The organism is Plantactinospora sp. WMMC1484, assembly GCF_049315195.1.
GTDB lineage: Bacteria > Actinomycetota > Actinomycetes > Mycobacteriales > Micromonosporaceae > Plantactinospora.
The window spans coordinates 2032070-2046566 of sequence record NZ_CP186055.1; the positions used below are offsets into that span (position 1 = coordinate 2032070).

At 72.6% G+C, this 14497-nt stretch carries 13 protein-coding genes; 12 read left to right on the forward strand and 1 reads right to left on the reverse strand.

Annotated features, from left to right (window positions below):
• Nucleotides 1-13: 13 nt before the first annotated feature.
• The 10 genes from ACN28C_RS08910 to ACN28C_RS08955 all read left to right on the forward strand — a co-directional run bounded on the left by ACN28C_RS08910 (nt 14) and on the right by ACN28C_RS08955 (nt 11269).
• Complete coding sequence (locus ACN28C_RS08910; RefSeq protein WP_422773051.1) at nt 14-466, forward strand: response regulator; 453 nt, start codon at nt 14-16, stop codon at nt 464-466.
• Nucleotides 459-1280 carry an inositol monophosphatase family protein gene (locus ACN28C_RS08915; protein ID WP_422773052.1) on the forward strand — a complete coding sequence of 274 codons (822 nt, stop codon included), beginning with the start codon at nt 459-461 and terminating at the stop codon, nt 1278-1280. Before ACN28C_RS08910 ends, ACN28C_RS08915 begins: the two co-directional genes overlap by 8 nt.
• A 214-nt stretch (nt 1281-1494) precedes the next feature.
• Nucleotides 1495-2562, forward strand: coding sequence for a coiled-coil domain-containing protein (locus ACN28C_RS08920; RefSeq protein WP_422773053.1), 1068 nt, complete (start codon nt 1495-1497; stop codon nt 2560-2562).
• 36 nt (nt 2563-2598) lie between these two features.
• On the forward strand, nt 2599-4164 hold the full coding sequence (locus ACN28C_RS08925; RefSeq protein WP_422773054.1) for a fused MFS/spermidine synthase: 1566 nt from the start codon (nt 2599-2601) through the stop codon (nt 4162-4164).
• Nucleotides 4165-4255: 91 nt separating this feature from the next.
• Complete coding sequence (locus tag ACN28C_RS08930) at nt 4256-6091, forward strand: protein kinase domain-containing protein (RefSeq protein ID WP_422773055.1); 1836 nt, start codon at nt 4256-4258, stop codon at nt 6089-6091.
• A 285-nt stretch (nt 6092-6376) separates the two neighbouring features.
• Nucleotides 6377-7582: a substrate-binding domain-containing protein gene (locus tag ACN28C_RS08935; RefSeq protein WP_422773056.1), complete on the forward strand. Its 1206-nt coding sequence runs from the start codon at nt 6377-6379 to the stop codon at nt 7580-7582.
• A gap of 3 nt (nt 7583-7585) precedes the next feature.
• The gene (locus tag ACN28C_RS08940; protein WP_422773057.1) at nt 7586-8329 is read left to right on the forward strand and encodes an ABC transporter ATP-binding protein; all 744 of its coding nucleotides are present in this window, start codon (nt 7586-7588) and stop codon (nt 8327-8329) included.
• Nucleotides 8326-9093: an ABC transporter ATP-binding protein gene (locus ACN28C_RS08945; protein WP_422773058.1), complete on the forward strand. Its 768-nt coding sequence runs from the start codon at nt 8326-8328 to the stop codon at nt 9091-9093. The genes ACN28C_RS08940 and ACN28C_RS08945 overlap by 4 nt, the downstream gene beginning before the upstream one ends.
• A complete protein-coding gene (locus tag ACN28C_RS08950; RefSeq protein ID WP_422773059.1) occupies nt 9090-9980 on the forward strand; it encodes a branched-chain amino acid ABC transporter permease in 891 nt (296 codons plus the stop codon). Before ACN28C_RS08945 ends, ACN28C_RS08950 begins: the two co-directional genes overlap by 4 nt.
• Nucleotides 9977-11269 (forward strand): branched-chain amino acid ABC transporter permease, encoded by a 1293-nt coding sequence (locus ACN28C_RS08955; RefSeq protein WP_422773060.1) that lies wholly within the window; start codon nt 9977-9979, stop codon nt 11267-11269. The genes ACN28C_RS08950 and ACN28C_RS08955 overlap by 4 nt, the downstream gene beginning before the upstream one ends.
• A 105-nt stretch (nt 11270-11374) precedes the next feature.
• On the opposite strand, the gene ACN28C_RS08960 is transcribed toward ACN28C_RS08955, so the two are convergent.
• Nucleotides 11375-12850, reverse strand: coding sequence for a DHA2 family efflux MFS transporter permease subunit (locus ACN28C_RS08960; RefSeq protein ID WP_422773061.1), 1476 nt, complete (start codon nt 12848-12850; stop codon nt 11375-11377).
• Between the two features lie 104 nt (nt 12851-12954).
• Between ACN28C_RS08960 and ACN28C_RS08965 the strand changes: the two genes are divergently transcribed.
• Both ACN28C_RS08965 and ACN28C_RS08970 read left to right on the forward strand, forming a co-directional pair.
• Complete coding sequence (locus ACN28C_RS08965; protein WP_422773062.1) at nt 12955-13605, forward strand: TetR/AcrR family transcriptional regulator; 651 nt, start codon at nt 12955-12957, stop codon at nt 13603-13605.
• A 70-nt stretch (nt 13606-13675) separates the two neighbouring features.
• Entirely contained in the window at nt 13676-14425 is a 750-nt protein-coding gene (locus ACN28C_RS08970) for an SDR family NAD(P)-dependent oxidoreductase (RefSeq protein WP_422773063.1), read from the forward strand.
• The last annotated feature ends 72 nt before the right edge of the window (nt 14426-14497 follow it).

The window sequence follows — 14497 nt, forward strand, 5'->3', positions numbered from 1 at the left end:
CGAGGAGGGGTCGATGACGGCACCGGCGGACGGTAAGAGCCCGATCGAGGTGCTGCTGGTCGAGGACGACCCGGGCGACGTGCTGATGACGCAGGAGGCGTTCGACGAGCACAAGTTGCGCAACCGGCTGACCGTCGTCTCCGACGGTGCGGCGGCCCTGGACTACCTCCGCCAGCAGGGCGAGTACGCCGACGCGGTGCCGCCGGACCTGATCCTGCTCGACCTCAACCTGCCCCGCCGGGACGGCCGGGAGGTGCTGGCCGAGATCAAGCGGGACGAGCAGCTCTGCCGGATCCCGGTGGTGGTGTTGACCACGTCGCAGGCGGACGAGGACATCCTCCGCAGCTACCAGTTGCACGCGAACGCCTACGTCACGAAACCGGTCGACTTCGAGCGGTTCATCTCCGTGGTGCGGCAGATCGACGAGTTCTTCGTCAGCGTCGTGAAGCTCCCGCCGCGTGGCTGACCCCGAGGCGCGGCTCGTCGACGAGGTCGGCGCGCTGCTGCGCCGGGCCGCCACGGACGCCATCCTGCCGATGTTCCGGCACCTGGCCGACTCCGACGTGGTGGAGAAGGCGCCGGGCGAGGTGGTCACGGTGGCCGACCGCCGGGCCGAAGAGATCATCACTGCCGGACTGCACCGGCTCAGGCCGGATTCCGAGGTGGTCGGCGAGGAGGGGGTGGCCGCCGATCCGGCGGTGCTGGACCGGCTCGCCGGGGCGGCCGAGGTGTGGCTGGTCGACCCGCTGGACGGCACGGCGAACTTCGCGGCCGGTCGGCAGCCGTTCGCGGTGATGGCGGCGCGGCGCCGGGCCGGACGTACCGACGGCGCCTGGATTCTCGACCCGATGGCGGACCGCCTGCTGGTGGCGCGGGCCGGTGCGGGGGCGTACCGGGACGGGGATCCGGTCCGGACCACCGCCGAGGCGTTGCCGGCGCGGTCGCTGCGCGGCGTGGTGGCGACGCGGTTCCTCCCGGTCGAACTGCGGGAACGGGTGGTGGCCGGTGCCGGGCGGATCGACGCGGTGCTGCCCGGACAGCACTGCGCAGGTCAGGAATATGCTGATATTGTGGACAATAGGCAGCACTTCGCGATCTTCTGGCGCACCCTGCCCTGGGACCACGCGCCCGGAGCGCTGCTGACGGAGGCGGCCGGTGGCGTGGTCCGGCGCCTCGACGGCAGCGCCTACGACCCGACCGACGGGCGGTCCGGGCTGCTGGTCGCCGCCAACGAGTCGATCTGGGACACAGTGCACGCCACGCTCCTGGCCAGCGGCTGACAAAGCACGCCACGCTCCTGACCAAGGGCTGACAAAGGCGGCAGTTCCCTCCTCTTTGGCCCAACCTGGGGCGTTTATCCCCGTCGTACCGGGGGCCGACAGCGCGGCCGTCGTCCGGTAGGCTGGCCGGCGGTCTCCGCCAGGGGGCGCTGTGGAGGGCGCCGGCGGGGCCGCCGCCGAATGGGCACTGTGGATCCTCCGGGGTCGGCGGCCTATGGAAGGAACGGCTCTCGTGCGCAGAACGGCCAACCCCCGGCCGCGCGGCCCGCGCCGGTTCACGGCGTTGCTCCTCGCCGCCGCGGTCCTCGCCGTCATCCCCGCGGCCCTGCCGGGCGCGGCCGCCGCTCCGGCGGCCGCCGCACCCAGCTCGCCGGGTGACGAGGGCGGCACCAAGAAGCTCCGGGACGCCCTGGAGTCCGCCTCCAAGGGGCACGTCGAGGCGACCACCAAGCTCACCAACTCCAAGAAGCGGCAGCGCGAGCTCGGCACGCAGCTCAAGCAGGTCGAGTCGCGGATCGCCACCCTCACCCGGGAGGTGGGGGTGATTGCCGCCGAGTCGTACCGCCGGGGCCGGCTCACCCCGATCTCGGCGCTGCTCAACAGCGCCTCGCCGCAGTCGTTCCTGGAGCGGGCCGCCGGGCTCGAGATGATGGCCCAGCGCAACGACAAGCAGCTCCGCGAGCTCGCCGAGTCGCTGGACCAGGCGACCCGGGCGAAGAACGCGATCGACGCCGAGGTCCGCGAGCAGCAGCGGCAGGTCGAGGTGATCGCCCGCAAGAAGAGGGACGCCGAACGGGCCCTGGCCGCCGTGGGTGGCAACCCGTCGGGCGGGCTGATCAGCGCCAACTCGCCGCTGGCCAAACCGGCCCCGCGCAACTCCGACGGCTCCTGGCCCAGGGAGTCGTGCAGCATCGACGACCCGACCACCAACGGCTGCATCACCCCGCGCACCCTGCACGCGCTCAACCAGGCAAAGGCCAACGGCTTCAAGCGGCACGCCTCCTGCCACCGCAGCGGCGGCGGCGGGGAGCATCCCAAGGGACGGGCCTGCGACTTCTCCGCCGCCACCGGCGGCTTCGAGAACGTCGACGCGAGCGGCGGTGACCGCAGCTACGGCAACAGCCTCGCCGCGTTCTACGTCAAGAACGCCAGCCGGCTCGGCGTGCTCTACGTGATCTGGTACAGACAGATCTGGATGCCCGGCACCGGGTGGCGGGGCTACAACGGCAACGGCGACCCCGCCTCCGACCACACGAACCACGTTCATCTGTCGATGTTGTAGCCCGGAACGGCCGGGGACCTGCGTACCATCGCTGCGATGGACTCTTCACCACCTGAGGTGGCGGCCACCGCCACCGTCGCGGACCAGCCGGTCGCACCCGAGGTCCGGGCTCTGCCGCCGGGCCTGGCCGCCGCCTTGGTCTTCGTCTCCAGCGGGGCGGTGCTCGTGCTGGAGACCGCGTCGCTGCGGCTGGTCGGCCCGTACGTCGGCGTCACTCTCCAGGTCACCAGCTCGGTGATCGGGGTGGCGCTCGCCGCGATCGCGTACGGCGCCTGGACCGGTGGTTGGCTCGCCGACCGTCGCGACCCGCGCCGGCTGCTCGCCCCGGCCCTGGTTCTCGCCGGCATCTGCACCGCGCTGACCCTGCCGATCGTCCGGTACGCCGGCGAGGTGCTGCGCGGCGGCGCCGCCGTCGGCATCCTGCTGCTCACCGCACTGGCGATCTTCCTGCCGGCGGCCCTGCTCGCCGCGGTCACCCCGCTGGTGGTGAAGCTGCAGCTCGGTGACCTGCGCCAGACCGGGCAGGTGGTCGGGCGGCTCTCCAGCATCGGCACCCTCGGCGCGATCACCGCGACCCTGGGCACCGGTTTCGTGCTGGTCGCCGCCCTGCCGAGCACCGCCATCATCCTCGGCCTGGCCATCCTGCTCGGGGTGAGCGGGCTGGCGCTCGCCGGCTACCTGCACCGGCAGGCCGGTGGCACGCGGCCGAAGCCGTCCCGGCTCACCGCCGCCGCGGCGGTGCTCGGGCTCACCGGTGCCGCGCTCACCGCCGTTGCGCCGACCCCGTGCGACGTGGAGACGGCGTACCACTGCGCCTCGGTCGAGCAGGACCCGGACAACTCCACAGGCCGACTGCTGGTGCTCAACTCGGCCTGGCACTCGTACGTCGACCTCGCCGACCCCGGCCACCTCGAATTCGAGTACACCAAGTGGATCGGGGCGGTCGCCGACGTGATGGCACCGGCCCGGGCGCCGCTGGACGCCCTGCACCTCGGTGGCGGCGGCTTCACGATGCCCCGCTACCTGACCGAGACCCGGCCCGGCAGCCGCAACGAGGTTTACGAGATCGACGGCGAGCTGGTCGAATTGGGTCGCCGCGAGCTGGACGTCCGGACCGGGCCGGAACTCCGCGCCCGGGTCGGTGACGCGCGGATGCTGATCGGGGAGCGTCCCCGGCACAGCGCCGACCTGGTGGTCGGGGACGCCTTCGGGCACCTGGTGGTGCCCTGGCACCTGGCGACCCGGGAGATGGCCGCCGAGGTCCACCGGGTGGTCCGGCCCGGCGGGATCTACGCGCAGAACGTGATCGACTATCCGCCGCTGCGCTTCATCCGGGCGGAGGTGGCCACCGTGGCGGCCGAGTTCGCCCACGTCGCCCTGGTGGCGCCGCCGGCCGCGCTCTCCGGCGCGCAGGGCGCGAACTTCGTGATCCTCGCCTCCGACCAGCCGCTGCCGCTGGATCCGGTACGGGAACGGCTGATCGCCTCGGCGGGTGCCCCGGTCACCGTTCTCTCCGGTGCCGCGCTCGACGACTTCATCGATGACGCGATGGTGCTGACCGACGAGTACGCCCCGGTCGACCAACTGCTGGCCACCGCCTGAATCCCCGCCCCACGGGACCAATTTCGGGTTACCGGGGACCAATCGGCTCCGACAGGTGTAGCCGGACGTGATCAGGGCAAGAAAGTCTCGCATGACCGGGTGGGGCAGGTGGGGCGGAGCCGAGCGGCATGCCGCGGAACTGGTCGGTGACCGTTACCGGCTGATCGAGGAACTCGGCGAAGGCGGCATGTCGGTGGTCTGGCGGGGCCACGACGAGGTGCTCGGCCGGCCGGTGGCGGTGAAGATGCTCGCACCCAGGCTGACCGCCGACCGATCGTTCCGGCACCGGCTCCGGGCCGAAGCGCGGGCCGCCGCCCGGCTGTGCCATCCGCACATCACCGGCGTCTACGACTACGGCGAGTCGGTCCGGTACGGCCGGACCGTGCCGTACGTCGTGATGGAACTGGTCGACGGCGAGTCGCTGGCCAACCGGCTCGACCGGGACGGCCCACTGCCCTGGTGGGACGCCGTGGTGCTCGGTGCCCAGGTCGCGGCCGCGCTGGCCACCGCACACGCCCGGGGAGTGGTGCACCGCGACATCACCCCGGGCAACGTCATGCTGACCCCGATCGGCGCCAAGGTCGTCGACTTCGGCATCTCGGCACTGGTCGGCGAGCGGGACGGCGACGTCGAGGGCGGGCTCTTCGGCACGCCCGCGTACGTGGCTCCGGAGCGGCTCAACCGGGGCGAGGTCTGCCCCGCCACCGACGTGTACGCGCTCGGCCTGCTGCTCTACCGGGCGCTGAGTGGCAGGATGCCGTGGCGGGTGTCGACGCGTAGCCAGGTTCTCCGCGCGCACCTGCACGCCGAGCCGGCGCCACTCCCGCCGGTGCCGGGATTGCCGGGCGAGGTGGTCGAGGTCATCGACCGCTGTTTGGCAAAGGCGCCGCAGGACCGGCCGGAGAGCGCGGAACTGGCCCAGATGCTGGCCAGCTCGGCCGGGGTGGTGCTGCCGGTGGCGGCCGGATCGGGACCGGTTCCGCGGCCCGGACGGCCCGACCTCCACGCCGGAGGATCGGATGACACCTCGCCGGGTGGCCGCCCCGCCCCGCCGCTGCGTTCGGAGACCGCGATCCTGCCCCGGTCGATGGTGGCGACCGACCCAGCGCTGCCCGGGAGGCGTCGCTGGTCGGACAGCCGGTTGCGCAACCCGGTCCGGGTCGCGGCGGTCGGGATCGGCCTGATTGCGATGGGCGGTGCGGTCTGGGCGGGTAGCGGCGACGGTTCGCCACCGGCCGGCGGCGCCACGACGACGACCATGGCGATGGGCGGCTCCGCCCCCTGCCGGGTCGACTACGTGCTGCGCGCCGACGACGGCCGGTCCTTCCAGGCCGATCTCACGATCACCAACCTCGGCGCCCGAGCGGTGCCGGACTGGACACTGCGCTTCGAGTTCCCCGGCGAGCAGGTGCTGACCCGCGACGAGAAGGTGCTGACCCGCGACGAGAAGGTGCTGCCCCGCCAGCCGTCGCCGGAGTCCCGCCAGCCGTCGCCGGAGTCCCGCCAGCCGTCGCCGGAGTCCCGGCAGCAGGGCCGGGACGTGCTGATCCGACCCGCCGACGGCGCCGAGACGGCGCTGCCGGCCGGCAGCGCCGTTCAGCTCACGCTGATCGGCAACCATCCGGGCAGCAATCCGCTGCCCGTCGACTTCACGCTCGGCGACACCGCCTGCGCCGTCCGGGTCTCCGGGGTCCCCGGCGACAGCGGCGGGACGGCGGCCGGTGCCACGACCGGTAGCCTGCCGCCCGCGAAGAGCGGGAACCCGCCGCCGGCGAACTCGTCCGCGGATCACTCCGGGACCGCCCCCCGCCCGGGGCCGAAGGGGAAGGGCTCGCACCCGGAGAAGGAGGAGACCCAGCGGTCGGCCCCGGACAGGTCGCACCCGGAGAAGCGGAAGGGCGACGGGCGGAAGCCCGACGACCGCTGACCGCCTCTCCCAGACCTCCGCCCCGGCCCGCCCGCCCCGGCCCGGCCCGCCCGCTCACCCGTTCCTCCACCCGGCCCGCCCGGTCCCTCCCCGTGCCTCCACCCGGCCGCCGGCACGGCCCGCTCGGGCCATCGGCACGCTCCACGACCGCTGGCCGGCCGCCTGTCTGTGGCGACCATCCCCCTGCCGTTACTTGTGGGTTTCGGCCACATAGCACGTGCATGACGTCACTTCTACCGTGGGCCGACGATGCTTTCCCCAACGGCACCCCCAGGTGGAGCGATTATGACGGTCCGGACGACGCGGCGCGTAGTGGTCGCCGCAGCCACGCTGCTGGCAGGGGCGCTCGCCGCGACCGCCTGCGGCAGCCCGCAGGACACCGCCGACGGCGGCGGCGACAGCGCCGCCCCGGTCAAGGTCGGTCTGGTCTACTCGCAGTCGGGCGCGCTGGCCAGCTATGGCAAGCAGTACATCGAAGGCTTCCGGGCCGGCCTCGCGTACGCGACCGACGGCACCAACAAGATCGGTGACCGTACCGTCGAGGTGACCGAGGTCGACGACGCGGGCGATCCCGCCAAGGCGGTCTCGGCGGCAAAGGACCTGATCGGCAAGGGCCACAAGATCCTCGCCGGCTCCACGGCCTCCGGGGTCGCCCTCCAGGTCGCGCCGATCGCCGCGCAGAACAAGGTGCTCTTCATCTCCGGGCCGGCCGCGACCGACGGGGTGACCGGGGTGAACAGGTACACCTTCCGGTCCGGGCGACAGTCGTACCAGGACGTGATGACCGCGAAGTCCTTCATCGGTGACGCCGCCGGCAAGAAGGTCGTGGTCTTCGCCCAGGACAGCGCGTTCGGCAAGAGCAACGAGGCGGCGGTCAAGGCGGTCATCGGCGGTGCCGGCGCCACGGTGAGCAGCGTGCTCGCCCCGGCCAGCGCCACCGACTTCACTCCGTTCGCCAGCCAGTTGAGCGCGGCCAAGCCGGACCTGCTCTTCGTGGCCTGGGCCGGCACCACCGCTCCGGCGATGTGGCAGACCCTGGACCAGCAGGGCGTACTCGGCTCCACCACCGTGGTCACCGGGCTGGACATCCGGGCCTCCTGGCCGACCTTCGGAGCGGCCGGCACCAAGATCTCCTTCCTGTCGCACTTCTTCGACGGCGCCGCCGACAACCCGGCCGCGCAGGCGGCCAAGGCCGCCGTACCCGGTGGCGTGCTCGACCTGTTCCACCCGGACGGGTTCGCCGCCGCCCAGATGATCGTGCGCGCGGTCCAGGAGGGCGGCGACGACGTCGACAAGATGGTCGCCGGGCTGGAGGGCTGGAGCTTCGACGGGATCAAGGGCAAGATGACGGTCCGTGCCGAGGATCATGCCCTGCTCCAGCCGATGTTCCAGGCCACGCTCAGCGGCACCGGTGACGCGATGACGGCGCAGGCGCAGAAGACGCTGACCCCGGACGAGACGGCGCCGCCGGCCGCGGCGATGCAGGGCTGAGGTGTGCTCGCCACCCGCGACCTGACCTGGCGGATCGGCGAGGTTGCCATCGTCGACGGCGTCGACCTGGAGCTGGCACCGGGGGAGTTCCTCGGCGTGATCGGGCCGAACGGTGCCGGCAAGACCTCACTGTTCAACCTGGTCTCCGGGCTGCGCCGGCCGAGCGCCGGCCAGGTGCTGCTGGACGGTATTGACATCAGCGCGCTGCCGCCGCACCGCCGGGCCCGGCTCGGGTTGGGCCGGACGTTCCAGGCATCCTCGGTCTTCGGCTCGCTGAGCGTGCGGGAGAACGTCCGGCTGGCGGTGCAGGCGCACCGGGGTGGCTCGATGAAGCTGTGGCGCAGGGCGGCGGCCGACCGGGAGGTGGTCGCCGCCGCCGACGCGGCACTGGACCGGGTCGGCCTGGCGCACCGGGCCGGGGCGCTGGCCGGCACCCTCGCACACGGCGAGAAGCGGAAGCTGGAGATCGCGCTGCTGCTGGCCGGCGAGCCGAGGGTGATGCTGCTCGACGAGCCGATGGCCGGAGTGAGCGCCGAGGACGTACCGGAGCTGGTCGCGGTGATCCGGTCGTTGACCGGCGACAGCGGCCGGGCCGTACTCATGGTGGAGCACCACATGGACGTGATCCTCGGGCTGGCCGACCGGATCGCGGTGATGCACCACGGCGCGCTGCTCGCCTGCGACGTGCCGGAGACCGTGATGGCCAACCCCGTGGTGCAGGAGGCGTACCTAGGTGAGCAGCTATGACTGAGGCGCCCGTCCTCGCCGTCTCCGACCTGTCGGTGCGGATCGCCGGGCTGCACATCCTGCAGGGCGTCACCTTCACGGTCGCGCCACGCGGGGTGACCGTGCTGCTCGGCCGCAACGGCGTCGGCAAGACCACCACGCTGCGGGCGATCCTCGGCCTGACCCCGCGCGGCGGCGAGGTACGCGGCACGGTGCGCCTCGGCGACCGGTCGGTGGCCGGGGAGCGGACCCACCGGCTGGTCCGGGACGGCCTCGGCTACGTCCCCGAGGACCGGTGCGTCTTCGCCGGTCTCACCGTCGCGGAGAACCTGCGGCTCGCCGAGCGACGCGGTGGCAGCCCGGCGTACGACCGGGTCTTCGACCTCTTCCCGGAGCTGAGGCGGCGGTCCCGGCAGCGCGCCGGCTCGCTCTCCGGCGGGCAGCAGCAGATGCTGGCGATCGGCCGGGTGCTGCTCAACGACAACCGCCTGCTGCTGGTCGACGAGCCGACCAAGGGGCTGGCCCCGAAGGTGGTCACCGAGGTGACCGAGGTGCTGGAGCGGGTCGCGGGCGCCGTGCCGGTGCTGCTTGTCGAACAGAACCTCGCGGTGGTACGCCGGCTGGCCGCCGACGCGGTGGTGCTCGCCGCCGGTCGGGTCGCCTGGTCCGGCGCCGCCGACGAACTGCTGCGGGAGGCGGAGTTGACCAGATCCCTGCTCGGCGTCGGCGTGGCCGGCGAGCCGCACCCGGCGGTCGAGCCGGTCCGGGAGGTGCCGGCCGGATGAGCACCATCGTGCTGCTGACGCTGACCGGGCTGGGCCTGGCCGCGCTCTACTTCCTGGTCGCATCCGGACTCTCCCTGGTGTTCGGGCTGGCCGACGTGCTCAACTTCGCGCACGGGCTCTTCCTCTCCGTCGGCGCGTACGCCACCTGGTGGGCCGCGGGCAACCTGCCCGGCGCCGGCCCGGACGGCCTCGGCTTCGTGCTCGCGGTCGCCTTCGGGGTCGTCGCCGGTGCGGTGGTCGGGATCGCCGTCGAACTGGTGATGATCCGCCCGCTCTACTCCCGCACCATCGAGCAGGTGCTGGTCACCGTCGGGCTCTCTCTGGCCGGGGTGGCACTGCTCCAGGCGACCTGGGGCGCGGACCCACGCCCCTTCCCCCGCCCGGAATGGACCCAGCGGGTCACCTCCGTGCTCGGTGCGAAGGTGCCGAACTCCGGCCTCCTGCTGATCCTCGCCGCCGCGTTGGTGCTGGCGGCCCTGCTCGGCTTCCTCCGCTACACCCGGTACGGCCTGGTGATCCGGGCCGGGGTGGAGAACCGGGAGATGGTCACTGCGCTCGGCATCGACGTCCGGAAGGCGTTCACCCTGGTCTTCGCGATCGGCGGGGCCGCGGCGGCGCTGGCCGGGGCGCTCGGTGGCGTCTACTTCGGCTCGGTTTCGCCGAGCCAGGGCGGTTCCCTGCTGATCTTCGCCTTCATCGTGGTGGTGATCGGCGGGATGGGCTCGGTCGTCGGCTCCGCGTACGCCGCGGTCGCGGTCGGTCTGCTGCAGCAGTTCGTCAACTACTACGGCACCTCCGGGGCTGGAGACGTCTGCGTGGTCGCGCTGCTGGCGATCGTGCTGCTGCTCCGCCCCCAGGGCATCGCCGGAAGGGCGGCGACCACGTGACCGACCGCAGCGAGAGAACGGGCGAACTCGGCCGTGGCAGCGAGCTTGGCCGTGGCAGCGAGCTCGGCCGTGGCAGCGAGCTTGGCCGTGGCAGCGAGTTCGACGAGCGTGGGGAATCCGGCGTCGACGAGCGGAGCGAGGGGGCCGGCATGACGACCGGACTGAAGACGGCGGCGGCGAACCCGCCCGTCGCACCGCCGACCGCCGGTTCCGCGCCGGCACCCCGCCGGAACTGGCGGTCGGCCCTGCACACCTGGTCACCGCTGCTGGTGCTCCTGGTCTTCGCGGTGCTGCCGTACTCGACGCTGACCGTGCCCGGGGTCTTCGACGGGCCGATCAACGGGCCGGGAACCCTGCAACTGCTCGCCATCTGCCTGGTCTTCGGCGGTCTGGCCGCCGGCTACGACCTGCTCTTCGGCCGGACCGGCATGCTCTCCTTCGGGCACGCGCTCTATTTCGCCGCCGGTGTCTACGGCACCGACATCCTGGTCACCAGGGCCGGCGTGCCGCTGTGGCAGGCGGCGCTGCTGACCCTGGCCGGTGGGACCACCCTGGCCGCACTGCTCGGCGCGGTCGCGCTGCGTACCGCCGGAATCGCCTTCGCGATGGTGACCCTGGCCTTCGCCCAGGTCGGCGCGATCCTGGTTGCCCGGGACTTCGGCGGTCTCACCGGCGGCGAGGAGGGGCTCTCGCTGGACGTCTCGGGGCTGCCGGCGATGCTGGTCGGGGTGGGCAACACCGTCAACCTGTACTGGTTGGCGCTGGCCTACCTGGCCCTGGTCGTCTTCGTGGTGCACCGGGTGGCGGGTTCGCCGACCGGCCGGGTGCTCGCCGGGCTTCGCGACGACGAGCGGCGGGTCGGGGTGCTCGGGCTGGACCCGTACCGGTTCAAGCTGCTCGCGTTCACCCTGGCGGGCGGACTCGCCACCGCTGGCGGGACGGTCTACTGCCTGCTGGTCGGGGGCGCGTCGCCGCACGTGACCTCGTCGGAGCTGACCCTGTCACTGCTGGTGATGGTGGTGCTGGGTGGGCCGGGCACCCGGTGGGGTCCGGTGCTGGGCGGGATGCTCTACATGTACCTCGACCACCGGCTCACCGCTTTCGGCACCTCGTCGGCGGTCGAGTCGCTGCCCGGAGTGCTGAGCGGGCCGCTGTCACAGCCGCTCTTCGTGCTCGGCACCGTCTTCATCCTGGCGGTCTACTTCTTCCCCGGCGGCCTGGCCAGCCTCTCCACCCGGCTCGGCCCACTCCGCACCCTGCTACCCCCCACCCGCCGCCGCTCCCCCTGACCCCCTGCCCCCCTGACCCCCGCTCACTCCCCGCCTCAGAGCTTTCGTGATCGGGTAGCGTCCGGCCCATCCCAGCAGGCCGTCCGCCACCTGATCACTCGGAACTCACCGGCGCGGGAGGCGGACGGCGAGCAGGGCACCGGCGGCGACCACGGCCGCGCCGGCGAGGACAGCCGGACGGACGCCGTCCACATAGGATCCAGGATTGGAGTAGTCGCCGTTGGCGGCGAAGATCGAGGCGAGCGCAGCTACCCCGACGGCCACGCCGAGCTCCCGGACGGTGTTGTAGGTGCCGGAAGCCAGGCCGCGCGACTCCCTGGGCACGGTGGCCATGGTGGCCGTGCTCATCGGCGCGAACGTCAGGCCCATGCCGACGCCGGCCAGCGCCAGCGGGACGGCGAGCGCGGCGTAGGCGACCTCGGCGGTGCTGACCAGGGCGAGCCAGCCGAGCGCGAGGGCCAGCATCGCCTGTCCGGCGACGACCAGCGTACGGATGCCGAGCCGGCTCACCAGCAGCCCCGCGAGCGGGGCCACCACCATCGGCGCCATCGTCCACGGCATCGTCCGGATCCCGGCGTGCAGCGGGCTGTGCCCCTGTGCCACCTGGAAAAACTGGGCGAGCAGGAAGACCGAGCCGAAGACGCCGACGGAGAAGGTGAAGGCGACAGTGTTCACCACGCCGAAGCCCGGGGAGCGGAACAGCCGCAGCGGCAGCATCGGTACCGGCGTGCGGCTCTCCCAGCCGAGAAACGCGGCGAGCAGCAGGGTGCCGCCGACCAGGGCGATGAGGATTCGAGCAGAGGTCCAGCCGTGCTCCTGTCCGTGCACGACTCCCCAGACCAGGGCGAGTACGGCGGCCGTGGAGAGGACCAGCCCGACCGGATCCAGTCGGGACGCGGGCCCGGTGGACTCCCGCAGGACGGTGGCGGAAAGCCCGAGGGCGAGCAGGCCGATCGGCACGTTCAGCCAGAAGATCCAGGTCCAGTCGAGCCCTTCGACGACCGCACCGCCGACCACCGGGCCGACGGCGACACCGAGGCCGCTGATCCCACCCCAGACGCCGATGGCGGCGTTGCGGAGCCGGTCGGGGACGGCGGTGACGAGCAGGGTCAGCGACAGTGGCATCACGGCGGCGCCGGCCACGCCCTGGACCGCACGGGCGGCGGTCAGCATCCACGGCTCGGTGGCCAGTGCGCAGGCCGCCGAGGCGAGGGTGAAGAGCGCGATGCCGGCGAGGAAGAGTCGCCGCCGACCGACCCGGTCGCCGAGCGCGGCGGCGCTGAGCAGCAGGGCGGCAAAGGGCAGCGTGTAGGCGTTGACGAACCACTGCAGGTCGGTGACGGAGGCGCCGAGTTGGGTCCTGATCACCGGCAGTGCCGTGGTCACCACCAGGTTGTCGAGGGTGACCATGAACATCGGCACCCCGACCGCCGCGAGCACGGCGGCCAGGTGCCGACCCGCCCTGCCTCCGTCCGCCCCGGCCTCGTCGGCCGTGCTTCCGTCGGCGCTGGCCTCGTCGGCCGGGGCTTCGGTTGCCTTCGCCGGCGGAGTGACGCCGCCGAGAAGAGGTGGGCTGCTCATGAGGACTCCAAGTTGTTATTCGATGATAACTAAGCCTCTCCGACGGTAATTATCGACTGATAACATGTCAACGTCCAGGCGCTTGGTGACGGAGGAGGACGGCGATGACCAGGACCAGGTTGACCGCCGCCGAGCGGGGTGAGCAGCTCGCCGACGCCGCCGTCAAGGCGTTCGCCGTCTCCGGGTACGCCGGCACCTCCACCGACGACGTGGCCCGGCTGGCCGGTGTCTCGCAGCCATACGTCATCCGGCTCTTCGGCTCCAAGCAACGGCTGTTCATCGCGGCGGTCGAGCACGCCGCCATCCGGATCGAGCAGGCGTTCCGGGACGCCGCCGGGCGCTCGGCAGACCTGGAGACCCTTGCGGACGCGTACGAGGAACTGCTGGCCGAGCGGGACCTGCTCGCCGTACTCCTGCACGGCTTCGCGGCCAGTTCCGATCCGGTGATCGGTGGCGTCGTACGCAACTGCTTCGGCCGGATCTACCGCCTCGTCCAAGAGCTGACCGGGGCGGGTGCCGAGGAGACCGCGGAGTTCCTGGGCAGCGGGATGCTGCTCACCGTACTCGCCTCGATGCAGGTGCTCGGGCCCGGCGCGGTGCCGCCCGAACCCTGGATGTCGGAGATCGCCGCGGGGATCCACAAGTCGGGTGCGGCGCTGTGCAGCCCGGGTGCGGAGCCCCGGCCGGCGGGTAACGTGGCTCGCCGACCGGGGCGATCTCCGGGCGGCGCAGGCGTCCGGGCGCCGCTGGGATGAACCATGACCCGTCCCGGTGCCGGCGCGGCGGGAAACGACGGAACCAGGAAACGAGGCACGGGGAGGACGTATGCCGGATCGACGACTGGCAGTGGTCAGCGGCGGCGCGACCGGGATCGGCGCGGCCGTCGCCGAGGGCCTGGGCGAGGACGGGTACGACGTCATCGTGATCGGCCGCCGCGCCGACCTGCTGGACAAGGCCGCCGCCCGCATCGGGGCGGACCTCGGCCGACCGGGCTCGGTCGAGGCGGTGCCGGCCGATCTGACCGACCCGGCGCAGCTGGGCAGGGTCGTCGATGCGGTGGGCGGGCGCACCGTCGACATCGTGGTCAACAATGCGGGCGGCTATCTCAGCGGCGACTCGTCGAGTTTGGACGGTGTCGCCGCACTCTGGCGGGCCAGCCTCGACAGCAACGTGCTCACCGCCGTACTCCTGACGGAAGCCCTCCGGCCGGCGTTGCGCCGGCCCGGCGGGCGGGTGGTGCTGATCAGCTCGATCGCCGCGCAGCGCGGCGGCGGTGGTCCCTACTCTGCGGCGAAGGCGGCGCTGCACGGCTGGGCGTACCACCTGGCGCAGGAACTCGGGCCGGAGGAGATCACGGTCAACGTCGTGAGCCCGGGATATGTCGTTGACACCGAGTTCTTCGCGGGCCGGATGACGCCGGAGGGACACCAGCGACGGGTCGACGCGACCCTGGTGAAGCGGGCGGGCCAGCCGAGCGAGATCGCTTCGGCGATTCGCTACCTGGCCAGTCCGGCCGCCGGATACGTGACGGGTCAGGTGCTGGGCGTGAACGGCGGCTCGGTGTTCGGCCGCTGAGGGCGGGCCGCGTGGTGCTGCCCGGTGTGACGACGCGCGCCGGGCCGGGTGGCGATCCCCCGTGGCCACCAC

What these genes read in the sequence shown, in the direction of transcription:
- ACN28C_RS08910 (WP_422773051.1), top strand. Translation starts at nt 14, where the DNA reads ATGACGGCACCGGCGGACGGTAAGAGCCCGATCGAGGTGCTGCTGGTC.
- ACN28C_RS08920 (WP_422773053.1), top strand. Translation starts at nt 1,495, where the DNA reads ATGGAAGGAACGGCTCTCGTGCGCAGAACGGCCAACCCCCGGCCGCGC.
- ACN28C_RS08925 (WP_422773054.1), top strand. Translation starts at nt 2,599, where the DNA reads ATGGACTCTTCACCACCTGAGGTGGCGGCCACCGCCACCGTCGCGGAC.
- ACN28C_RS08930 (WP_422773055.1), top strand. Translation starts at nt 4,256, where the DNA reads ATGACCGGGTGGGGCAGGTGGGGCGGAGCCGAGCGGCATGCCGCGGAA.
- ACN28C_RS08935 (WP_422773056.1), top strand. Translation starts at nt 6,377, where the DNA reads ATGACGGTCCGGACGACGCGGCGCGTAGTGGTCGCCGCAGCCACGCTG.
- ACN28C_RS08945 (WP_422773058.1), top strand. Translation starts at nt 8,326, where the DNA reads ATGACTGAGGCGCCCGTCCTCGCCGTCTCCGACCTGTCGGTGCGGATC.
- ACN28C_RS08950 (WP_422773059.1), top strand. Translation starts at nt 9,090, where the DNA reads ATGAGCACCATCGTGCTGCTGACGCTGACCGGGCTGGGCCTGGCCGCG.
- ACN28C_RS08960 (WP_422773061.1), bottom strand. Translation starts at nt 12,850, where the DNA reads ATGAGCAGCCCACCTCTTCTCGGCGGCGTCACTCCGCCGGCGAAGGCA.
- ACN28C_RS08965 (WP_422773062.1), top strand. Translation starts at nt 12,955, where the DNA reads ATGACCAGGACCAGGTTGACCGCCGCCGAGCGGGGTGAGCAGCTCGCC.
- ACN28C_RS08970 (WP_422773063.1), top strand. Translation starts at nt 13,676, where the DNA reads ATGCCGGATCGACGACTGGCAGTGGTCAGCGGCGGCGCGACCGGGATC.